This is a genomic window from Methylocystis sp., assembly GCF_021731785.1.
Taxonomy (GTDB): Bacteria; Pseudomonadota; Alphaproteobacteria; order Rhizobiales; family Beijerinckiaceae; genus Methylocystis.
The window spans coordinates 1-22,144 of sequence record NZ_JAKFWS010000061.1 but is presented as its reverse complement, the minus strand read 5'-3'; the positions used below and the strand labels follow the sequence as shown (position 1 = coordinate 22,144).

At 64.0% G+C, this 22,144-nt stretch carries 18 protein-coding genes, 1 other RNA gene and 1 pseudogene; 13 read left to right on the top strand and 7 right to left on the bottom strand.

The window, feature by feature from the left end; genetic code table 11:
- The first annotated feature begins 66 nt into the window (after positions 1 to 66).
- Positions 67 to 1,152, top strand: a complete 1,086-nt coding sequence (gene hrcA / locus QZ964_RS11535) for a heat-inducible transcriptional repressor HrcA (protein ID WP_292531807.1) — start codon at positions 67 to 69, stop codon at positions 1,150 to 1,152.
- A 23-nt stretch (positions 1,153 to 1,175) separates the two neighbouring features.
- Here hrcA and QZ964_RS11530 read toward each other — a convergent pair whose 3' ends face one another.
- On the bottom strand, positions 1,176 to 3,419 hold the full coding sequence (locus QZ964_RS11530; RefSeq protein ID WP_292531806.1) for a primosomal protein N': 2,244 nt from the start codon (positions 3,417 to 3,419) through the stop codon (positions 1,176 to 1,178).
- A gap of 99 nt (positions 3,420 to 3,518) precedes the next feature.
- Between QZ964_RS11530 and QZ964_RS11525 the strand changes: the two genes are divergently transcribed.
- Complete coding sequence (locus QZ964_RS11525) at positions 3,519 to 4,010, top strand: hypothetical protein (RefSeq protein WP_292531805.1); 492 nt, start codon at positions 3,519 to 3,521, stop codon at positions 4,008 to 4,010.
- Between the two features lie 21 nt (positions 4,011 to 4,031).
- On the opposite strand, the gene QZ964_RS11520 is transcribed toward QZ964_RS11525, so the two are convergent.
- Entirely contained in the window at positions 4,032 to 5,288 is a 1,257-nt protein-coding gene (locus QZ964_RS11520; RefSeq protein ID WP_292531804.1) for an NAD(P)/FAD-dependent oxidoreductase, read from the bottom strand.
- A 230-nt stretch (positions 5,289 to 5,518) separates the two neighbouring features.
- Positions 5,519 to 5,881 carry a small metal-binding protein SmbP gene (smbP, locus tag QZ964_RS11515; RefSeq protein WP_292531803.1) on the bottom strand — a complete coding sequence of 121 codons (363 nt, stop codon included), beginning with the start codon at positions 5,879 to 5,881 and terminating at the stop codon, positions 5,519 to 5,521.
- 159 nt (positions 5,882 to 6,040) lie between these two features.
- On the opposite strand from smbP, the gene rnpB reads away from it, so the two are divergent.
- The 11 genes from rnpB to murC all read left to right on the top strand — a co-directional run bounded on the left by rnpB (position 6,041) and on the right by murC (position 18,990).
- Positions 6,041 to 6,421, top strand: an RNA gene (gene rnpB / locus QZ964_RS11510) — RNase P RNA component class A.
- Positions 6,422 to 6,729: 308 nt separating this feature from the next.
- Positions 6,730 to 7,731 (top strand): 16S rRNA (cytosine(1402)-N(4))-methyltransferase RsmH, encoded by a 1,002-nt coding sequence (gene rsmH / locus QZ964_RS11505; protein WP_292531802.1) that lies wholly within the window; start codon positions 6,730 to 6,732, stop codon positions 7,729 to 7,731.
- Complete coding sequence (locus QZ964_RS11500; RefSeq protein WP_292531801.1) at positions 7,731 to 8,144, top strand: hypothetical protein; 414 nt, start codon at positions 7,731 to 7,733, stop codon at positions 8,142 to 8,144. Before rsmH ends, QZ964_RS11500 begins: the two co-directional genes overlap by 1 nt.
- On the top strand, positions 8,141 to 9,916 hold the full coding sequence (locus QZ964_RS11495) for a penicillin-binding protein 2 (RefSeq protein WP_292531800.1): 1,776 nt from the start codon (positions 8,141 to 8,143) through the stop codon (positions 9,914 to 9,916). The genes QZ964_RS11500 and QZ964_RS11495 overlap by 4 nt, the downstream gene beginning before the upstream one ends.
- The gene (locus tag QZ964_RS11490; RefSeq protein WP_292531799.1) at positions 9,916 to 11,367 is read left to right on the top strand and encodes a UDP-N-acetylmuramoyl-L-alanyl-D-glutamate--2,6-diaminopimelate ligase; all 1,452 of its coding nucleotides are present in this window, start codon (positions 9,916 to 9,918) and stop codon (positions 11,365 to 11,367) included. The genes QZ964_RS11495 and QZ964_RS11490 overlap by 1 nt, the downstream gene beginning before the upstream one ends.
- Positions 11,364 to 12,782 carry a UDP-N-acetylmuramoylalanyl-D-glutamyl-2,6-diaminopimelate--D-alanyl-D-alanine ligase gene (locus tag QZ964_RS11485; RefSeq protein ID WP_292531798.1) on the top strand — a complete coding sequence of 473 codons (1,419 nt, stop codon included), beginning with the start codon at positions 11,364 to 11,366 and terminating at the stop codon, positions 12,780 to 12,782. Before QZ964_RS11490 ends, QZ964_RS11485 begins: the two co-directional genes overlap by 4 nt.
- Before the next feature lie 9 nt (positions 12,783 to 12,791).
- Positions 12,792 to 13,874 carry a phospho-N-acetylmuramoyl-pentapeptide-transferase gene (gene mraY / locus QZ964_RS11480; protein ID WP_292531797.1) on the top strand — a complete coding sequence of 361 codons (1,083 nt, stop codon included), beginning with the start codon at positions 12,792 to 12,794 and terminating at the stop codon, positions 13,872 to 13,874.
- Positions 13,875 to 13,876: 2 nt separating this feature from the next.
- Positions 13,877 to 15,304: a UDP-N-acetylmuramoyl-L-alanine--D-glutamate ligase gene (murD, locus tag QZ964_RS11475; protein WP_292531796.1), complete on the top strand. Its 1,428-nt coding sequence runs from the start codon at positions 13,877 to 13,879 to the stop codon at positions 15,302 to 15,304.
- Complete coding sequence (locus QZ964_RS11470) at positions 15,301 to 16,455, top strand: FtsW/RodA/SpoVE family cell cycle protein (RefSeq protein ID WP_292531795.1); 1,155 nt, start codon at positions 15,301 to 15,303, stop codon at positions 16,453 to 16,455. Before murD ends, QZ964_RS11470 begins: the two co-directional genes overlap by 4 nt.
- 13 nt (positions 16,456 to 16,468) lie before the next feature.
- Entirely contained in the window at positions 16,469 to 17,578 is a 1,110-nt protein-coding gene (gene murG / locus QZ964_RS11465) for an undecaprenyldiphospho-muramoylpentapeptide beta-N-acetylglucosaminyltransferase (protein WP_292531794.1), read from the top strand.
- 2 nt (positions 17,579 to 17,580) lie between these two features.
- On the top strand, positions 17,581 to 18,990 hold the full coding sequence (murC, locus tag QZ964_RS11460) for a UDP-N-acetylmuramate--L-alanine ligase (protein WP_292531793.1): 1,410 nt from the start codon (positions 17,581 to 17,583) through the stop codon (positions 18,988 to 18,990).
- Between the two features lie 109 nt (positions 18,991 to 19,099).
- Here the strand turns inward: murC and QZ964_RS11455 are convergent, their stop codons facing one another.
- The 4 genes and pseudogenes from QZ964_RS11455 to QZ964_RS11440 all read right to left on the bottom strand — a co-directional run.
- Complete coding sequence (locus QZ964_RS11455; RefSeq protein WP_292531792.1) at positions 19,100 to 19,933, bottom strand: SAM-dependent methyltransferase; 834 nt, start codon at positions 19,931 to 19,933, stop codon at positions 19,100 to 19,102.
- Between the two features lie 52 nt (positions 19,934 to 19,985).
- Positions 19,986 to 20,654, bottom strand: a complete 669-nt coding sequence (locus tag QZ964_RS11450) for a DUF4239 domain-containing protein (protein WP_292531791.1) — start codon at positions 20,652 to 20,654, stop codon at positions 19,986 to 19,988.
- Positions 20,655 to 21,374: 720 nt separating this feature from the next.
- On the bottom strand, positions 21,375 to 21,920 hold the full coding sequence (locus QZ964_RS11445) for a porin (RefSeq protein ID WP_292531790.1): 546 nt from the start codon (positions 21,918 to 21,920) through the stop codon (positions 21,375 to 21,377).
- Between the two features lie 47 nt (positions 21,921 to 21,967).
- A pseudogene (locus tag QZ964_RS11440) lies at positions 21,968 to 22,144 on the bottom strand (IS630 family transposase); the annotation flags it as partial.

Sequence of the window (22,144 nt, the reverse complement as noted above, 5' to 3'; positions counted from 1 at the left end):
CGTCGACGAAGCCCGGCCTCGCGGCCGGGCTTTTTCGTTGGGGCCCTTCTGCGATATTCTTGAGAAATGATCCGCAATCTCCCGCTTGCCCACCCTTCGGCGTTGAGCCTCGCGCAGCTCAGCGAGCGCTCGCGCGAAATCTTCAGACAGATCGTCGACAGTTATCTAGCCTCCGGCGATCCGGTCGGCTCGCGCAACCTTGCCAGGCTTCTGCCGATGACGCTGTCGCCCGCGTCGGTGCGCAACGTCATGCAGGATCTTGAGGAACTCGGGCTCATCTACGCGCCGCACACCAGCGCGGGACGGCTCCCGACCGAGCTTGGCCTGCGCTTCTTCGTCGATTCGATGCTGCAGATCGGCGATGTCGAAGAAAACGAGCGCGCGCGCATCGCCGCCGAAGTCGAAGCGGCGTCTAAAGACCATGATTTCTCCGGCGTTCTCGCCGAAGCGACGAGTTTGCTGTCGGGCCTGACGCGCGTCGCCGGCGTCGTCGTCGCCTCCAAGGACAATGTGCGCTTAAAGCAGATCGATTTCGTTCGGCTCGAGCCCGAGCGGGCGTTGGTGATTTTGGTCGCCGATGACGGATCGGTCGAGAACCGGGTGATACCCGTCCCGCGCGATCTTCCGGCGTCGGCGCTGACCGAAGCCGCCAATTATCTCAACGCGCGCGTTTCCGGAAGGACGATCGCCGAGGCCAGAGCAAGCATCGAAAGCTCGCGTCAAGCCGCACAAAATGAGCTCGATGAACTCACCGCCCGGCTGGTCGGAGCGGGGCTCGCGACCTGGGCGGGCGCGATGGGCGAATCGCGACAGCTGATCGTGCGCGGTCAGGCGCATCTTCTCGAAGATCTGACCGCCGCCGCTGATCTTGAGCGCGTTCGGCTGCTGTTTGCCGATCTGGAAACGAAGACCGAGGTCATCGACCTCTTGGAGCGCGCCGAACAGGGCGAAGGGGTGCGCATCTTCATTGGTTCGGAGAACAAGCTCTTCTCGCTGTCGGGCTCGTCGATGATTGCTGCGCCGCTGCGCGACAGCGAACGGCGGATCATCGGCGCGCTCGGCGTCATCGGCCCGACCCGGATCAACTATGCGCGAATTGTTCCAATGGTCGACTATACGGCGAAGATCGTCGCCCGCGTCGTCGGCGGGTGAAGCGTCGGAGACGGTCACATTCGTTACGAGAAATTCTGCGGGTCGACGTCCACTTGCACGCGCACGCCGTTCCTTTCTTTCGGACCGCCGGCGAGCATGTCTCGCAAGAACGCTTGCATGTCGGCGTTCCGCGGTCCTTTGGCGAGCAGCCGAAATCGGTAGCGGCCGCGGATGAGCGCGATCGGCGCTTCCGCCGGACCGAGCAGCGCGATCTCATGTTCTTCCGGCCAGGCGCCCTGTGCGGCGACTCGGTAGCGCGGCGATGGCGGCAGTTCATGCGCCGCGCGCGCCAGCGCCCGCGCATGCGCTTCCGCCGTGGCGGCGTCCTTGGCGGAAACGATCAGCGCGGCGAGACGGCCGAAGGGCGGCAGTCCCGCGCGCTCGCGCACCGCGATCTCCTGCGCATAGAAGCGCTCCGCGTCGCCCGACAGTAGCGCCTCGATCACCGGATGCGACGGGTGAAAGCTCTGGATGAGCGCCCGGCCGGGACTGTCGCCGCGCCCGGCGCGTCCCGTCACCTGATTGAGGAGCTGGAAGGTGCGCTCGGCGGCGCGCGGATCGCCGCTGCCCAATCCCAGATCCGCGTCGATCACGCCGACAAGCGTGAGATAAGGAAAATTGTGGCCCTTGGCGACGAGTTGCGTGCCGATGACGATGTCGAAGGTGCCTTTCGCAATCTCTTCCAATTCGCGCCGCAACCGGTCGGCGCCGCCTGGAAAATCCGACGAGAGCACGAGTATGCGGGCGTTTGGAAAGAGCGTCGCCGCCTCTTCGGCGAGGCGCTCGACGCCGGGTCCGCAGGCGGCGAGCGAATCCTCGCTACCGCATTCGGGACAGACGTCAGGACGACGCTCGACATGGCCGCAATGATGGCACATCAGCGCGCGGCGAAAACGATGCTCGACCAGCCAGGCGTCGCAATGTTCGCAGCGGAAGCGATGGCCGCATGTCCGGCAGACCGTCAACGGCGCATAGCCGCGGCGATTGAGAAAGAGCAGCGCCTGCTCGCCGCGCGCGATCGTTTCGCTGACCGCGAGAGCGAGCCGCGGCGCGATCCATCTGCCGCGGGGCGGACCTTCCTTGCGCATGTCGATCGCTTCGAGAGTCGGCATCAGCCGCGCGCGCGCACGCGAATCGAGTCGGAGATAGCCGTAGCGTCCGCGCATGGCGTTGACGCGTGTTTCGATCGACGGCGTCGCCGAGGCGAGAACGATGGCCGCCTGCTCCATCCGCGCGCGCACCACCGCCATGTCGCGCGCGTGATAGCTGACGCCGTCGTCTTGTTTATAGGCGCCTTCGTGTTCCTCATCGACGACGATCAGCCGCAAATTCGAAAAGGGCAGGAATAGCGCCGACCGCGCGCCGACGACCACGCGCACGTCGCCGGTCGCGCAGCCGCGCCAGATGCGCGCGCGTTTGCGCGCGCTGACGCCGGAATGCCATTCGGCCGGCTTCTCGCCGAAACGCGCTGCGAAACGCTCGAGAAATTGCGTCGTGAGCGCAATTTCCGGCATCATGACGAGCGCCTGTCCGCCAGCCTGAAGGGCCGCGGCGATCGCCTCGAAATAAACTTCGGTCTTGCCCGAGCCGGTGACGCCTTCGAGAAGGAACGGCTTGAACGCCTGCGACGAAAGCGCCGCGGTCAACGCATTTGCGGCCTCCTGCTGCGCGGGCTCCAACGCCGGCGCGGCGAAGTGAGGATCGAGCGGCGGCGCGATCGGCTCCGGCGGCGCCGCGATCGCCTCCAGCGCGCCCTCGTCGATGAGCGCGTCGATGACGCCGGTCGAGCAGGCGGCGGCTTCGGCAAGCGCTTTCTTGGCGAAAGCGATGCCGCCTTCCGCCGCCGCGAGCACCCTCGCGCGCGTCGGCGTCAATCGCTCGGGCGAGGCGCCGCTCACGCGATAGAGCGTGCGCGGCGCTTCCGGTCCGGCGTCTTCGGCGGCCCGCGTCGCGAGCCGCAGCGCCATGCCGCGGGGCGTGAGCGTGTAACGCGCCAGCCAGTCGATGAAGTCGCGCAGTCTTTGCGAAAGCGGCGGACGGTCGAGACGCGCGCGGATGGTCTTGAGATTGCCTCCGGGAGCGCCGCCGCCGTCGACGGACCAGACGACGCCATAGGCCTCCCGCTTGCCGAGCGGCGCGATGACGCTGTCGCCAGGTTGAAGCCGCATCGCCGGCGGCGCGAGATAGGAATAGGCCGTGTCGATGGCGACGGGCGCGAGAATCTCGACGACTCGCGCTCTTTCGTCCTCGGGCTGCGCCGCGCTCATGGCGAGGACTTAATCCATTTCCGATACCAATCGGAACTTTTTTGGAACGAAGCGGGCTGCGCCGGGGTTCGAGTAGCGCAACGCCCGACGGAGGCTTTCATGGAAAAATGGTCGCGCATCGGTCTTTCTGCGCTTGTGACAGGAAGCGTCGCAAGTCTCATTTCCACCGCAGCGCTCGCGGCGCTGGCGAAGCTCGAAGGCAAGGGCGCTCTGGAGCCGACGAACGCAACGAGCCATTGGCTTTGGGGGCGTAAATCGCGCGGCCGACGCGACGTTGACGTCGCGCACACGGCTGTGGGTTACGCGACGCACCACGCGTCGGCCATCTTCTGGGCATTCCCGTTTGAGGCCTGGCTTGCGATGCAGCCGCCCCGCTCAACGCTTGAACTGATCGGCGATGCCGCGATGATGTCTGGAATCGCAGCCACTGTCGATTATGGCGCCGCGCCTAAGCGGATCACGCCGGGTTGGGAGCTCGCCTTGTCGGACCGGTCGATGGTCGCCGCCTTCGCCGCCCTCGCGCTCGGCTTGGCGGGTGGCGCAATGGCGTCTCGTGCGCTCTTGGGCCACTCGGAGATTAAGCAAAGTTAGTCCGTTCCGGCCGTCTTAAATTTAGCGCGCGATTATCCGCGCGCCTCGATTGCTCGTCAGATACGTGGCGATCCAACTCATCGCCACGAATATCCGACTGCGCAAATTCACCAGAAAATAAATGTGCACCACGCTCCAGAAGAGCCAGCCTGGGAAGCCCGTCAGCTCCAGTCGGCCCAGCTTGACGATTGCAGAGTTCCGGCCGATCGTCGCCAGCGTTCCGTAATCCCGATAGCGAAAAGATTTTTTTGGAGAACGCCCGTCGAGGCGGAGCCGGATGGCGTGTCCGGCGTATGTGCCCATTTGCTTTGCGGAAGCGGCGAGCGCCGGAACCGGCGCCCCGTTGGAATCCATCAGAAGGGCGAGATCGCCAATGACGTAGACATCAGGAAGGCCGGGAACCGTCAGATCCCCGCCCACCGCAATGCGCCCGGTGCCGTCGCTTTCAACGCCCAGCCAATGCGCTGCGGGCGACGCCCGGACGCCGGCGGCCCAGAGAATGACGCCTGCGCGAATTTCCCTATCTCCAGTAACAATTCTGTCCTCGAAAACCTGGTCGACCGAGGTATCCGTGCGCACCTCAACGCCGTTTTTTTCGAGCGAATTGCGGGCGTAATCCGAAAGCCGTTCAGGAAAGCCTGCAAGAATGCGGCGGCCCGCCTCAAGCAGAATGATGCGCGCGTTCCTTGGATCGGCTCGACGAAACTCCGGTGGCAACGTTCTGCGTGCAAGTTCGGAGATCGCGCCGGCGAGTTCGACTCCGGTCGGACCGCCTCCGACAATGACGAACGTGAGCAGTCTCTCTCGCTCGATGGGATCGTCGCTGACTTCGGCGCGTTCGAAGGCGAGAAGCAGCCTGCGTCGGATGAGCGTCGCATCTGAGATGGATTTCAGCCCCGGCGCTAAATTCGTCCAGTTGTGACCGAAATAAGAGTGCGTGGCGCCGGTCGCGACGACGAGGACGTCATAGCCAATCTCGCATTTGTCCGTCTTTACGACTTTGCGCGCCGTATCGACGCCCTCGACCGTGAGCATCAGCACTGTTACGTCCTTTTGGCGCCGCACGATATGGCGAATCGGCCAAGCGACTTCCGGCGCGGCGAGCGCCGCGGTCGCAACCTGATAGAGCAGGGGCTGGAAGCAATGATGGTTGTTGCTGTCCAGAATCGTTATGCGCGCGCCGGAGCCGGCGAGCGCCTGCGCCGCTGCGATCCCGGCGAAGCCGCCGCCGATGATCACGACACGAGGCTTGCGCGAATCGGCGCTGCTTTGCTGCATGATGCACCACCTATCGCCAGGCGCGCCGTTTATCGGAAGCGCTGATCGCGGCTTCGGGCTTTAAGCCGTGAAACGCTTACAATGTTCCAACCTGGCTCGCCGGCGCCTCGCCGACATTCGCGGCGGAGAGGGACTGGATGGAGACGACGATCGCTGAAAGACTTCGCAGAATTGTCCGCTACAGCAGGAGAGAGCCGCGACGCGCAGGATGCGCATCGCGTCTCGCCGCTCTATTGAATTGCCGCCTTCAGATGAATGAGCGCGGTTTCGGCATGACGCACGCCTTTGTCAATCCGGCTCGCGTGATGGGTGCGCTTGGCGGTCTTGAGCGCCTGACTGAGATGCTTCATCGCGGTCTTGATATGGCCCTTGGGGTCTTCACCGCTCGCCGATTTGGCGTGATCCCAGGCGTTATGCGCATGCTCGGCGAAGGAGGAGGCGTTATGCTGCTTGCCTTCTTTGATCGCCTCATTCGTCTCGTCGATCGCCTGAGTCAGATGCTCGCTACGACTCTGCGCCAACGCCATATGCGGCGTCACAAGAAAAGCGGCCGCGATGGCCAAAGCGGCCAAAATCGAACGACGTGCCAGCATTACTGTTACTCCCCTAGCTGATTTTTGAGTTTCGGACCTTTGCGGCGCCCGTCTGCAAACGAGAGCCAATTTTGAGATGGCGGCTATTGCTTAGCTTTCCAAGGCGACGTTTTGACGCCTCCTTGCATTCCGTCGCCGGGGCGCCTATCCCTTGTGACGCCAGTCGGCTGGACGGCCGCTGCCGAAACGCAGAGGAAAGTCCGGGCTCCACGGAGACACGGCGCCGGATAAGGTCCGGCGGGGGCGACCCCAGGGATAGCGCCACAGAAAGCAAACCGCCGCGCAAGCGGTAAGGGTGAAAGGGTGCGGTAAGAGCGCACCGCCCGAGCGGCGACGTTCGGGGCACGGCAAGCCCCGCCGGGAGCAAGACCGAATAGGGGCGACGGAAGGCCTTAAGCGCGAGCTTTTTGCCTTCAACCCGTCTCCGGGACTGTCGCCCGGGTTGGTTGCTCGAGGCGGGCGGCAACGTCCGTCCCAGAGGAATGGTCGTCACGTTCTGCAAAGGACGTACAGAACCCGGCTTACAGGCCGACTGGCGCTCAAACAGCCTGTTTTGTCGTCAATCAAACTTAGCGGCAGGGACGCTCCGCGTCATTTTGCTTGCGCCGCCTCGATGCCGCCAAATTCGCGCCACCGTAAACGCTCCCTTAACGATAACAAAGCCTAATGAAGGCGGTTGCCGAGATTGGCGCGTGGCGACCAGCCTGCTTCCAACGCCCCGCGGTTCCATGTCGATCAAGACCGCCCAGCCGCAAACAAGCCGTCTCGACGAGCTAGCGCTCGCCGGGCGCACAGGATCGTCGCGCCGGCCGCCTCGGGTCGCGCGCCGCCGGATGAGGAGCATGATCATGACGTCGGCGCCGCATATTCCGGTGCTGCGCGATGAGGCGATGGCCGCTCTCTTCATTCGTCCGGGAGGCCGCTACATCGACGCGACCTTCGGCGCCGGCGGCTATACGCGGGCGTTACTCGCGCAGCCGGATACGCGCGTGCTTGCGCTCGATCGCGATCGGACGGCGGTGAAGGCCGGCGGTTCGCTCGTCGACGAGATGCGCGGACGACTCACGCTTGTCGAAGCGCGTTTTTCGCAGCTTCAGGACATCGCGCGCGCGCAAGGCTTCGCGCCGGTCGACGGGGTCGTCTTCGACATCGGCGTCTCGTCGATGCAGTTCGATGAGGCGGCGCGGGGCTTTTCCTTCCGCGCCGACGGTCCGCTCGACATGCGCATGGAGGGGAGGGGCCGCAGCGCCGCCGACATCGTCAATGAAGCGGATGAAGAGACGCTTGCCGACATCTTCTATTTCTACGGCGAGGAGCGCGCCGCGCGGCGCATCGCCCGCGCTATCGTCCACGACCGTGAGATTGCGCCTTTTCAAACGACCAGAGCGCTGGCCGAGATGATCGCTCGCGTCGCTCCCAACCGCGCCATCGACATTCATCCCGCGACCAAAAGCTTCCAGGCGCTGCGCATCGCCGTCAACGATGAACTTGGGGAACTGCTGAATGGGCTGATTGGCGCCGAACGGCTTCTCGCCGAAGGCGGTCGACTCGTCGTCGTGACCTTCCATTCGCTCGAGGATCGCATCGTCAAACAGTTTCTCGCCGAAAGGAGCGGGCGCGGCGAAACCGGATCGCGCCGCCTGCCCGGCGAAGCGGTTCCGCCGGCGCCGAGTTTCGTCTGCGATGGCCGCCAGCCGATCACGCCCACGCACGCCGAGACGGCGGCCAATCCGCGCGCGCGTTCGGCCAAGCTGCGCTACGCGATGCGCACGGCGGCGGCGCCTTATCCCCCCGATGAAAGGCTCGCGCGTCTCGTTCGCCTGCCCGATCGCGTCAAGGGAAAAGCCTGATGCTGCGTTTCCTCAACATCGTTGCGATTCTCGCCCTTGTCGGTTCGGCGGTTTACGCTTACTCGATCAAGTATCAGACGAGCTATCGCGCCGAGCAGATTACAAAAACCAAGATCGAGATCCGGCAGGAACGCGACGCGATTGCGGTTTTGCGCGCTGAATGGGCCTATATGACCCGGGCCGAGCGCATTCAGCAGCTCGCCGACGCCTATCTGCCGGGCATGAAGCAGATCGACGCGCTCCAGATCGTTGCCGCCCAATCGCTTCCCGAACGATCGCCGCGCGTCGACTCCATCGGCCAGAAGCTCGACTCGCTCGGATTGAGCATGCCGGCGACGCCGCCCGTCGCAGGCAGCGCCTCGACAACGACGCCCAAAGCGCAGGGACAAAGCCAAGAGCGACACAAGCCATGACCCAGACCATGCGCGACACGCCACCATCGCCTTCGCCAGCGCATCGAATGCGCGCGCTGCTGCGCGCGGTGTTTACGACAAGTCTCGAGTTGAGCGGGGCGCGCATGCGGCTCGCGGCGCTAGGCTTTCTGGCGCTCTATGGGGTGATCGCCATCAAGCTCGTCTATCTGGGCTTCAAGCCGGAAGCGGCGACGACGCGGCGCGCCGCTGCGGAGGCTGTCGCGGCTTCGCGCCCGGACATTCTCGATCGCAATGGCGAGGTGCTCGCCAGCGACGTGAAGGTGATGTCGGTCTTCGCCGAGCCGCGCCGCATCATCGACAAGGATGAAGCGACCGAACTGTTGACCGCCGTTCTGCCGGGGCTCGACTCCCGTGAACTGCGCGAGCGGCTCGGGTCCAGAAAAGGTTTCGTGTGGGTGAAGCGCGAAGTCACGCCGCATCAGCGCGACGAGGTGTTTCATCTCGGACTGCCAGGCGTCGGATTGATCGCCGAAAATAAGCGCGTCTACCCCAATGGGCCGATCGGCGCGCATGTGCTCGGCTTCGCCAACATCGACAATCAGGGCATCGCCGGCATCGAAAAATACATCGACGGGCAGGGGCTCGCCGACCTGCACGGGGCGGGCTTCGGCGTGACCCCGGAGGAGCTGAAGCCCGTATCGCTTTCGCTCGACATGCGCGCGACGCATGCGCTCCGCGACGAACTAGAGAAGGGCGTTACGCACTTCAAGGCGAAGGCTGGCGCCGCGGCGATCCTCGACGTCAACACCGGAGAAGTGATCGCGCTGGCGTCGCTGCCCGACTACGATCCGAACAAGCCGACGGACGCGCTCGATCCGATCCACATCAACCGCATGAGCGTCGGCGTTTACGAGATGGGCTCGACCTTCAAGGCGCTGACCATTGCAATGGCGCTCGACTCCGGCAAGGTCAATCTCAATTCAAGGCTCGACGCGCGCGGCGTGCTGTCGTTCGGTCGCTTCAAGATCCATGATTATCACGCGCAAAATCGCGCGCTCACGTTGCCGGAAGTTTTCACCTATTCCTCCAATGTCGGCACCGCGCGCATGGCGATGGGCCAAGGCGTGGAGCGGCACAAGGCGTTCTTGCGCAAGATGGGTCAGCTTACCCGCATGCGCACCGAACTGCCGGAGAGCGCCGAGCCGATCGTGCCGAAAAACTGGGGAGAACTGAACACCATGACCATCGCCTTCGGACATGGTCTCGCAGTGGCGCCGCTCCAGGCGATGATGGCGGTCGGCGCGCTGATGAACGGCGGCTATCTGATCACGCCGACCTTCATCAAGCGCAGCGAGGAGGACGCGAAGGCGGGCGCCGAACGCGTCGTGAAGCCGGAGACGAGCGAGGCGATGCGCTATCTCATGCGTCTCAACGCCGAAATCGGCACGGCGCGGAAGGTGAACGTCCCTGGCTATTACGTCGGCGGCAAAACCGGCACCGCGGAAAAGGTCATTAACGGCCATTATTCGAAGAACCGGCTGTTTAACACCTTCATGGCCGTCTCGCCGTCGGACAAGCCGAAATATCTGTTCCTCACCATCATGGACGAACCGCAGGGACTGCCGGAAACCGGCGGCTATGCGACGGCCGCCTACAATGCTGGCCAGGTGACGGGTGAAATCATCGAGCGCGTCGGTCCGATCCTCGGACTTACGCCGCGATTCGAGCCGCCGCACCAGCCTTTCCCGCTCCTCGCCAAATTGGGATATGGCTATGCCAATGTTCCGGCCCGCGGCGGCGGAGGACATTGATGCTGCTTTCGGAACTGCTTGCGACGCCAGATCTTGAGCCCGCCTTGCGCGGGCTCAAGATCGCCGGCCTGACGGCCGACAGTCGAATGGCGCGCGACGGCTTCGCATTTTTTGCAATACCCGGCCATGCCGGCGACGGCATGGCCTTTGTCGCCGACGCCGCCGCGCGCGGCGCCTGCGTCGTCGTTGCCCAGCGCGCCGCGCAATGTCCGCTGCCGCTCATCGTCGTCGACGACGTTCGGCGGGCGCTGGCGCTTGCGGCGGCGCGTTTCTTTCCGCGTCAGCCGTCGACGATCGCCGCCGTCACCGGAACGAGCGGCAAGACCTCGGTCGTCGCCTTCCTGCGCCAAATCTGGGCTGCGCTCGGACATGAGGCGGCCTCGCTCGGCACCGTTGGAATCGTTGATTCGCACGGCGCGCATTACGGCGCGCTGACGACGCCCGGACCGGTCGAACTGCATCAGACCCTTGACGATCTTGCGGGACGCGGCGTGACGCATCTCGCGATGGAGGCCTCGTCGCTCGGGATCGATCAGCGCCGCCTTGACGGGATGCGCGTCGACGTCGCTGGCTTCACCAATTTTTCGCGCGACCATCTCGACCATCACGCCGACATGGAGGACTACTTCGCCGCGAAGATGCGGCTCTTCGATACGCTGATGCGCCCGGGCCAGACGGCGGTGATCGACGCCGACAGCGACGTCGCCTCGCGCGTGATCGACATTTGCCGCAAGAGCGGCCTCAGGATTTTCAGCGTCGGTTTCAAGGGCGAAGCGATCAAGCTCCATTCGTCGACGCCATCCGCCCTCGCCACCTCCTTGCAGCTCAGCCATGGCGCCGTTGAATATGAGGCGAACCTGCCGCTCGCCGGCGCGTTTCAGGTCTCAAACGCCCTTGTCGCCGCCGGCCTCGCCATCGCCAGCGGCGATGACCCCTCTCGGGTGTTTGCGGCGCTCGAAGCGCTCAAAGGCGCGCCAGGCCGGCTCGAATGCGTCGGGCAATACAAGGGCGCGCCGATCTTCGTCGACTACGCCCATAAGCCGGACGCGCTGGAGAAGGTTCTCGCCACCTTGCGGCCGCTGACAAAAAATCGCCTGATTGTCGTTTTCGGTTGCGGCGGCGATCGCGACCGTGGCAAACGCCCGCTGATGGGCGAAATCGTCGCCCGCGCCGCCGATGTCGCCATCGTCACCGACGATAATCCGCGCAGCGAGGACGCCGCCGCCATTCGCGCAGAAATTCTCGAAGGAACCCGCGGCGGCGCGGCGCATGTCATCGAGATCGGGGACCGGCGCGCGGCGATCGCCAGCGCCGTCGCCGAACTTCAAACAGGCGATGCGCTCGTCGTGGCGGGAAAAGGTCACGAGACCGGGCAGATCGTCGGCGGGCGCGTTTTGCCGTTCTCCGATCATGAGGCGATCGCACAGGCGCTAAAGGAGCACCATCCATGACCGGGAGGCCGCTATGGTCGGGATTGGCGCTGGTCGGTGCGCTGCGCGCGCGCGCCAGCGGCGGCCTTGCGCGCGAAGCCGCTGGCGTTTCCATCGACACGCGCACGCTTCAGCCCGGAGACCTGTTTTTCGCCATCAAGGGCGAAACGCGCGACGGTCATGACTTCGTGCGGACAGCCTTCGAGAAGGGCGCGGCGGCGGCGGTGATCGACGAAGCCCATGCGAGCGAGCTTTCCGGCGCAGGGCCGCTTTTCGTCGTCAGGGACGTGCAACAGTCGCTCGAATCGCTTGGTCAGCGCGCGCGGGAACGAACCGAAGCCTTCATCACCGCCATCACCGGTTCGGTCGGCAAGACGTCGACAAAGGACATGACCCGGCTCATGCTGTCGCGCTTTGGCGACACGCATGCCTCAGCGGCGTCTTACAACAATCACTGGGGCGTGCCCTTGACGCTTGCGCGTATGCCGGCGGAGACGCGCTTTGGCGTGTTTGAACTGGGCATGAACCATGCGGGGGAAATCGCCGCGCTCGTCGCCCAGGTTCGACCGCACGTCGCCGTCGTCACCCGCATCGCGCCGGTTCATCTTGAATATTTCGGTTCGATCGAAAAGATTGCGGACGCCAAAGCCGAAATCTTTTCGGGGCTCGACGGCGGCGTCGCGATCATCAACCGCGACGATGGTTTTTACGAGCGTCTCGCCGTGGCGGCGACGCCGAACGCCAGCCATGTCGTCAGTTTTGGCGAGACGGAAGGCGCCAACGCGCGGCTCCTGTCTTACGCGCCGGATGGCGAAGGCGCTCTGGTCGAAGCGCAGATTCTCGAGCGTCGACTGCGCTTCCGTATCGGCGCGCCGGGCAGGCATCTCGCCGTCAACGCGCTCGCGGCGCTGCTCGTCGGCGCCGTTTTCGACGTGGATCTCGAGGAAGCGGCGTCGGTCTTCGCCGATTTCCAGCCGCCGTCGGGACGGGGACGGCGAGAGAAAATATCGACGTCAGGCGGCGACTTTACGCTGATCGACGAAAGCTACAACGCCAACCCGACCTCGATGCGCGCGGCGCTGGAGCTGCTTGGCGGCGCGCCGACAGGGCCGGGCGGCCGTCGGATCGCGGTTTTGGGCGACATGCTGGAGCTCGGGCCGCAGGCCGCCGAACTGCATGCCGCGCTCGCCCAGGACCTTATCGACGCCAGGGTTGATCTGCTATTCACGTCCGGGCCGTTGATGTCGCGCCTGAGTTACGCTGCGCCCGATTCGATGCGCGCCGCGCATCGGGCGACGCCGCTGGAACTGGAAGAGGCGGTTCTCTCCGCCGTTCGGCCCGGCGACGTGGTGATGGTCAAAGGCTCCAATGGTTCGCGGATGTCGCGGATCGTTTCGGCCTTGAAAGCCGCGTTGGCCCACGAAATGGCGAATTGAGGAGAGACGATGCTGACGCTGCTTGCGGACTTTTCGTATCTTTATAGTCCGCTAAACGTCTTCCGATACATCACTTTTCGCGCCGCCATGGGGGCGGCGACGGCGCTGTTCTTCGTCTTCTTCTTCGGACCGGGCGTGATCGCCGCGTTGCGCATCAAGCAGGGCAAGGGGCAGCCGATCCGCGAGGACGGGCCGGCTTCGCATCTCGTGACCAAAAAAGGCACGCCGACAATGGGCGGCCTGATGATTCTGTCGGGACTGGTCGCTGCGACCCTGCTCTGGGCGAATTTGCGCAATTCCTATGTGTGGATCGTGCTCTTCGTCACGGTCGGCTTCGGCCTCATCGGCTTTTACGACGACTATCTCAAGGTGACCAAGCAGTCGCACGCCGGCTTCTCCGGCAAGCTAAGACTGGCGCTGGAGTTTCTGATCGCCGGCCTCGCCTGCTACGCGCTGATGCATAACGGCGGAGAGAACATGACGAAGCTCGCCATTCCCATGGTGAAGGGCTACGTCGCCACGCTCGGCCCATTTTTCGTCCTGTTTGGCGCATTCGTCATCGTATCGGCGGGCAATTGCGTCAATCTCACCGACGGACTCGACGGACTCGCCATCGTGCCGTCGATGATCGCCGCCGGCGCCTTCGCGATCTTTGCGTATCTCGTCGGCAATTCGATCTTTTCGAACTATCTCGGCGTCAACTACGTGGCCGGCGTCGGCGAATTGACCATCGTCTGCTCGGCTTTCATCGGCGCAGGACTGGGCTTTCTATGGTTCAACGCGCCGCCGGCGCAAATCTTCATGGGCGATACCGGCTCGCTGGCGCTAGGCGGTCTCGTCGGCTCGGTGGCGGTGGCGGTGAAGCAGGAATTCATCCTCGTCATCGTCGGCGGACTTTTCGTCATCGAAGGTGCGTCGGTCATCCTCCAGGTGGTCTATTACAAGCTCACCGGCAAGCGCATCTTCCTGATGGCCCCCATTCATCATCACTTCGAGCAGAAGGGCTGGAAGGAGCCGCAGATCGTCATCCGCTTCTGGATCATCGCCTTCGTGTTGGCCCTCATGGGCCTCTCGACCTTGAAGCTGAGGTGACGATGACGCCGGTCGAGACCTTCAATGGCAAGCGCGTGGCGCTCTTTGGCCTCGGCGGCTCGGGCCTTTCGACGGCCCGCGCGCTTCTTGCCGGCGGGGCGCGGGTCGCTGCGTGGGACGACGGCGAAGCGGGCCGCCTAAAAGCGGTGGCGCAAGGCATAGCGCTCGAAGATCTCGCGGCGGCGGATTGGCGCGGCTTCGACGCGCTCGTCCTGTCGCCCGGCGTGCCGCTGACTCATCCCGAACCTCACTGGGTTGTGCAGGCGGCGAAGGCCGCCGGAGTACAGATCATCGGCGACGTCGAACTGTTCTGCCGCGAAAGAGAGGCGCGCGCCGGCGGGTCGCCGTTTGTCGCGATCACCGGCACCAACGGCAAATCGACGACGACCGCGCTGATTGCGCATATCTTGCGCGAGGCCGGCCGCGACGTTCAGCTCGGCGGCAATATCGGCGTGCCGATTCTCGATCTCGAGCCGCCGTCGGACGATCGCATTCACGTCATCGAATGTTCGTCATTCCAGATCGATCTCGCGCCCTCGCTGGCGCCGACGATCGGCGTGCTGATCAATATTACGCCGGATCACATCGACCGCCACGGCACGATCGAAAATTACGCCGCCATCAAGGAACGGCTGGTCGCGGCGGCGGAAGTGGCCTTGGTTGGCGTCGACGATCCCTATTGCCATGCGATCGGCGCGCGCCTGGCCGAAGCCGCGCCGCCCGAGAAGCGTGTCGTGCCGGTGTCGGCGAAGCGCGCGCTCGATTGGGGATTCTACGTCGAGGATCGCAGCGTCTACTTCCGCGAGCAAGGGCATCCGCCTGACGAAGCCGAACTGATCAGCTCGCTTCAAGGCGCGCGCGCGCTACGCGGCGCGCATAATGCGCAAAACGCCGCTTTCGCCGCCGCCGCCGGATGGGAGTGCGGGCTGGACGACGACGAGATTGCGAGCGGCCTGCTGAGCTTCCCTGGCCTTCCGCATCGCATGGAGGAAGTCGGACGCATCGAGCGCGCGTTGTTCGTCAACGACTCGAAGGCGACCAACGCCGACGCGGCCGAAAAGGCGCTGACGAGCTTCACCGATATCTACTGGATTCTTGGCGGCCGATCGAAAGAGGGCGGCGTCGAGCCGCTGCGGCCGCATTTCTCGCGGATACGCAAAGCCTATCTGATCGGCGAGGCGACCGACGATTTTGCGCGCGTGCTGGAGGGGGCGCTGCCTTTCGAGCGTTGCGGAACGCTCGACACTGCGACGGCGCGCGCGGCGCTCGACGCGCTCGGCGGAGGGGCGCCGGAGCCTGTCGTGCTGCTGTCGCCGGCCTGCGCGTCCTATGACCAATTTGCCAATTTCGAGGCGCGCGGCGATGCCTTTCGCGGCCTCGTCGAGGGGCTTCCCGCCGTCATCGCGGCGCGAAAAGGAGGGCTGTCATGATCTCGCGCGCGCACCGAACGCCATTCTCGGACTGGGCGTGGACGGTCGATCGCTGGCTGCTTGCAAGCGTAGCCCTGCTGATCGTCGCCGGACTCGTCTTCGCCATGGCCGGCAGCCCGCCCGTCGCGGAGCGGTTGCATCTGGCGACCTTCCACTTCGTCAACAAGCAGGCGATCTATCTTGTGCCGGCGCTCGTGGTGATGGTCGCCACGTCATTTCTTTCGCCGCGCCATGTGCGCCGGCTCGCGCTGGTGATTTTCGTCGTCTCCCTCGCGCTTGTCTTCGCCACAATTTTCTACGGCCAGGAGGTCAAGGGCGCGAAGCGATGGATCTTGGGCATCCAGCCCTCCGAATTTCTCAAGCCCGCCTTTGTCGTGCTCGTCGCCTGGGCGTTCTCCGAAGGGGCGCGCCGCAAGGATGTTCCCGGAAATCTCATCGCGCTTTTGCTGCTGCCGATCGCGATCGCGCCGCTGATGCTGCAGCCGGATTTCGGGCAGACGATGCTGATTTCGATTGTCTGGGCGGCGCTGTTCTTCATGGCCGGCCTGCACTGGATATGGGTTGTCGGACTTGGCGGGTTAGGCGGCGCTTCGGCGCTGCTCGCCTACAAGTTCGTGCCGCATGTCCATACGCGCATCGAGACGTTTCTGGAGCCGCCGCCGCCGGTCGCCGGCGTGCCGGCCAACTTTCAGTCGGAGACGGCGCTCGAGAGTTTCATCGCCGGATCGTGGTTCGGCAGGGGACCCGGCGAAGGGGCGATCAAGCGCATCCTGCCCGACTCTCACACGGATTTCATCTTCGCGGTCATCGGCGAGGAATTTGGCGTTCTCGTGTGCATCGCGCTCGGCGCGGTCTTCGCGTTCGTGGTGGTGCGGGGACTCTTCTCGGCGGCGCGCAACAGCGATCCCTTCTGCCGCTTTGCGACAGCGGGGCTGGTGATGTTGTTCGGTCTGCAGAGCTGCATCAACATGGCGGTGAACGTGCATCTCATGCCAGCCAAGGGCATGACGCTGCCCTTTGTCTCTTACGGCGGCTCCTCGCTCATCTCGCTGTCGCTCGGCATGGGATTTCTGCTCGCCGTCACGCGCAAGCGGCCGCGGGCCAGGGTGATGAGCGAGCTCGCCGCGACCGGCGCTCCCGCCGCGGCGTGATAAAAGCCTCAGCATGATCGATTCGCCGATTCTCCTCGCCGCGGGCGGCACCGGCGGCCATCTCTTTCCGGCCGAGGCGCTCGCCCATGCGCTTGCCGCGCGCGGTTTGGCGGCGGAACTCGTCACCGAGGAGCGCGCGCTCCGCTATGGCGGGAATTTTCCCGCGCGGGCGATGCATGTGATCCCCGCCGGGACGCCGCGCGGCGGCTCGCTCTTCGCCAAGGCGCAGGCGGTCGCGCGCCTCGCCATCGGGACGGCGCAGGCGGCGGCGCTGCTGCGACATATCGAGCCGGCCGCGGTGATCGGCTTTGGCGGCTATCCGACCGTGCCGCCCTTGCTTGCCGCCTCCTATCTCGGCGTGCCGAGCGTCTTGCACGAAGCGAATGGCGTGATGGGTAAGGCCAACCGCTTCCTCGCCGGCCGCGTCGACAGGATCGCCGCCGGCCTGCCGACGCTCGTTGCGCCGCCAGCCCTTAAAGGCAAGGTCGTCGTCACCGGCAATCCGGTGCGTCCCAATGTGCTCGAGGCCGCCAATATTCCCTATCCGTCGTCCGACGATGGAATGTTCCGGCTGCTTGTCGCCGGCGGCTCTCAGGGGGCGCGCGTCATGGCGGACATCGTGCCCGCGGCGGTCGCGGCGCTCCCCGACGCCCTGCGGGCGAGAATCGCCGTCGTGCAACAAGCGCGCAGCGAGGATCTTGAGCGGGTTGAGGCGAGTTACGCCGGCGCCGGGGTCGGCGCCGAGATTGCGTCCTTTTTCGCCGATTTCCCGGCGCGGGTCGCGGCGGCGCATTATGTTATCGCCCGCGCCGGCGCGTCGACCGTCTCTGAGCTTGCGGTCATTGGACGTCCGGCGATGTTGGTGCCGCTGCCGCATGCGCTCGACCAGGATCAGGCGGCGAACGCCGCTTTTCTCGAAGCGGCGGGCGGCGCTGAAACCGTGCAGCAGAGCGACTTCACGCCGGAATTTTTGACGCGGCGGCTTTGCGACCTCATCGATGCGCCGGCGCAGCTTGCCGCGCGCGCCGAAGCCGCAAAGAGCGTCGGCGTCGCCGACGCCGCCGATCGGCTCGCCGATCTGATCATCGACGTGGCGCGAAGAGGCGCTACGAAACGGAGCTAGGGATGAAACTGCCGAAAGAGTTGGGCCCGATTCATTTCGTCGGCATCGGCGGCATCGGCATGTCTGGAATCGCCGAAGTGCTGCTCAATCTCGGGTACAAGGTGCAGGGATCGGACGCCGCCGAAAACGCCAATGTCAAGCGTCTCGTCGAAAAGGGCGCGACGGTCAGCATCGGCCACGACGCGAAGAATCTCGGCGACGCGGCGGTCGTCGTCGTCTCGACCGCGATCAAGCGCGACAATCCCGAACTTGTCTTGGCGCGTGAAAAACGTCTGCCTGTCGTGCGCCGCGCCGAAATGCTCGCCGAGCTGATGCGCCTCAAGCAATGCGTCGCGATCGCCGGCACGCATGGCAAGACGACGACGACCTCGCTCGTCGCGACGCTGCTCGACGCGGGCGGGCTCGATCCGACCGTCATCAACGGCGGCATCATCAACGCCTATGGCACCAATGCGCGTCTTGGCGCCGGCGACTGGATGGTGGTCGAGGCCGACGAGAGCGACGGCACGTTTCTCAAACTGCCGGCGGACGTCGCCATCGTCACCAATATCGATCCCGAACATCTCGACCATTTCCATACATTCGACGCCATCAAGGAAGCCTTCCGCAACTTCGTCGAGAATATTCCCTTCTACGGCTTCGCGGTGATGTGCCTCGACCATCCGACCGTGCAGGAGCTCGTCGGCCGCATCGAGGACCGCCGCGTCATCACCTATGGAGAAAATCCGCAGGCCGACGTGCGTCTGCTCGACGTCGATCTTGAGGGCGGCGTGTCGAAGTTCAATGTGCTCTTGCGCGACCGCAAAACGTCGCAGGCGATCTATCTCGAGAATCTCGTCCTGCCGATGCCGGGCCATCACAATGCGTTGAACGCGACGGCGGCGGTCGCCGTCGCCAATCAGCTCGGCCTTTCACCCGAACAAATCCGCAAGGCGCTTGCCGGCTTTGGCGGCGTGAAGCGGCGCTTCACCAAGACCGGCGAATGGAACGGCGTGCAGATTTTCGACGACTATGGCCATCATCCGGTCGAAATCGCCGCCGTGCTGCGCGCCGCGCGCGCCTCGACGAAAGGCAAGGTCGTCGCGCTGATGCAGCCGCATCGTTATTCGCGTTTGCAGTCGCTTTTTGATGCTTTCGCCACCTGCTTCAACGACGCCGACGTGGTCATCATCGCCGACGTCTATCCGGCGGGAGAGCAGCCGATCCCGGGGGCCGATCGCGACGCGCTCGTCTCGGCGATCAAGGCGCACGGCCATCGGCGCGCGATGGGATTGCCCTCGCCCGAAGTGCTGCCAGCGATGATCCGCGAAATCGTCACGCAAGGCGATTACGTCGTGTGCCTCGGCGCCGGCAATATTACGCAGTGGGCGTATGCGCTGCCGGAGCAACTCGCGGCGGGCGGGACGATGTAGCGGGGGCGGCGGTCGACGCGATTGGCGTGTTCGACGAAACGACGATGCGTGAGTTCGACGTCGTTTGCGCCGTTTCTTTCATTGGTGAGGCTTAGATTTCCTCGGCGCGTCAAGCCCGCTCTACAACGTTTTCGACCGTGCACAGCGAATAATAGCCATAGAGCGGCGACGCCAACGGCTGATCCGGCCAGTACGTTCGATGAAGGTCGGCGAGCGTGACGCGATCAAGCACTTTCGCGCCGCATCGGGCGGCGAGTTCGGCCAGATCGTCGATTCCGTAAGTCCAGGGCGCGCCCATCGCGGCGAATCTTGCGACGACGCTGGAGATTTCCGGATCGCCGGTTTCGTCTCGGATCACAGCCTCGGCGAAATAGTCGAAGGACGTCGAGCAGCGCCCGATCGCGCTCATGAGGTCCGTCAGAATGCGATGGACGGCGCCGTGATCCAAATACATGGTGTTGCCTTCCCATATGACGTGCGTGGGAAGGCTGAAATCCAATCCGCTCTGTCGTAGGAGAGCGAGCATGCCGTCGGTCAGATAATCGGCGCCGACATATGTCGTGTTGGGATCGACGGAATTTTCTTCGAGTTTCGCCTTCTTGAACGCCTGAGTTTCAGGCGCGTCGATTTCAAAATAGGCGACGCCCTCATTCGCGATTCGTTGCGGCCTCGTGTCGAGGCCGGCGCCAAGAATGAGGATCTGCCGGAATCCCTGGTCGATCTGAAGACGAAGCCGGTCGTCGAAGTAGCGCGTCCTCAAACGCACATTGTTCCTGATCGGCGGGAAAGACTGCGAAATGCGATCCGCCGCCTTCTTTGATTCCCGATCGAGAAACAGGTGGACGAAAGGATCGTGATAGAGCGGATGGGCTTCCTTGTTCTCGTCATTGCGAAACTCGGCGACGACGAAAGCGGTGCCGGCGACTTTTTGGATTTCGGTCATATGGTTGGACTCGCTCCTCGCCCGGCGGCCGACGCGTTCTGTCTCCGCCCAGTCACTTATGAGGAAAGTGCTCGAGCAACTGCGCCAGCTGGTCGGACGTTATCGCAATTGGCGGCGAATAGGGGTCATTCACCGAAGCGACGAGCGATATCGGCACGATCGCTGCAGCAGCAAAAATCGCCTGCGCGAGAAGCTGCGGCTTCGGACGGTCGAGGTGCGTCACGGCAAGCGCGATTTGAGTGATAAAGGCGATGATCAGCACCGCCGCCCATTTGCGATCGTCAGTAAAGGCGCTCGCAATCGCGAGCCGCTGATCTCGCGCTGATCGCAGACCAATCACGGCGTCGATGAGCGCGCGCTGAAAGGACGGTCCAATTTTCGCGCCGCTCACCGCGGCGTTGAGCTTGTTGAGCGCCGCCTCGGTTTCGGGGGATTGGCCGCCGGCCTCCATGGCTTGCCATTCAAGGCCGACGACGGCCTCTACATACTCATGTATGGCGCTTAAGATGCCGTCGGAGTCGATTCCATTATTGCTGGAGAGCGCGGACAGGGTCGCCAATTGTTCGCGCTCCAGCGCGACCGCTTGATGGGCGCGGCGATTTGCATCCCAGACATCCTGCGAAAGGAAAGTCATCAGCAGGCCGAACAGCGTCGCTGGAACGCCTACGAAGGGCGGCACGACGCCCTTCCAGTCCTGCGCATGGGCTGCAAAGCGAGGCAAAACTCAGCCAACACAGGAAAAGCGCGAGAGCGGACATGGCGCCCGCAAGCAGGAGCGCCATGACGGGCATCGTCTGCGACATCCAAAATTTTAGGAGCACTGTCCCCTCGCAATGCGTGTGATCGGACGACATTCTAACCGAGATTCGCCACATCATCGCATAGGGGCGAGGCGACGCGCCTGGGTGAAACGCGCCTTTAGCAATATAAAAGTTCGGCAACGACGAGCGCGGCGTCTCCGCTCCAACGCACAACGCCCCGCCGCTACGTCCACGGTCGGGGCGTTTTTCCAAAAGAACGGCGTCAACGCACGCTGCATCCCGGCGCTTCAGCCGACGACAGAGTCGCCCGCCGGTGGCCGGGCTGCGATGAATTTACCTGCGGTCGCTTTGCCCGGCGGCGCCGGATGCGTTTCGTGAGAGCCTCGGCCGCGGATGGCTCAACCATCCCCCCGACTGCGGGAGCGTGTCCTCACAGAAAGGCCGAGTATCGAGGTTTTGAAGAAGCGTCCTGATGGCGTTTCTTCGTCGTTGAAGTTTTCTCGTGGTCATTGGGGAATCTCCTTTTTAGAGATGGACCACTGAACAACCAGTCTGAAGCGTCACCCCAACAACACGTGAAATCAAGTTGTGTTCCGCTCTGCTTCGACGAATTTCGGCGAGCGTTGCAAATTTGTCGCGTCGGCCGACCGGCGTCGCGACCGACGTTTTTCGGGGGCGTCCTACCAATAGACCTGTGCGCGCGCCTCGAAGAGGTCGGGGTGGACGCCGTTGTAGTAGGGGCCCTGTCGCGCCGGAACGCCCGTGGCGTATAGAGCGTAATCGTTAAAGGGCGCGGAGGCCTGCAGCACATGGATCCAATTGAACTGGAAATGAAATCCATTCTCGGGATACCAGTTAATTCCCAAGGTGACGTTCTGCTGGCGGCCGCCGACCACGCCGGCGTTGGCGATATAGGAAGCCGCGGGGGGATTGGGCGCGATGAGCGTCGTATAGGCGAGCATGTTGTACAGGCTTGATCCGCTATAGGGTCCGCTGTTGAGATTGAGCGCGCTGTAGCGCGCCGCGAGCCCAACTGCGCCAATGCCGCCCGCGCTCATCGGATGCTTGATCGTGATCTGATTGAAGTTCGCGCCGAGCTTGTTCGTTACGTCATAGGCGGCGGCGCGTTCCTCGCCCGTCAGATACCATTGTCCGTAGACATAAAAGCCGCTGAAATAGTGCGAGGCGCCGCCGGGCGCGAATGCGCCCGCGAGACGAGCGAGCATGATATTGGTCGGGTTGCGGTTGACCTGCTGATACCAACCTGTGCTGATCAGAACCGATGCGCCCAGTCGCGCAAACCGATGGACATGATGCGCCAGGGTTGTTCGATGAGTTTGTTCCAGGCGTCGCAGCAATGGTCGACGATGTCGTCGTATGATTTGAACACGCGATTGGAGAGCCAGTTGTCGCGCATGAACTGCCAGAGGTTCTCGACCGGGTTGAGTTC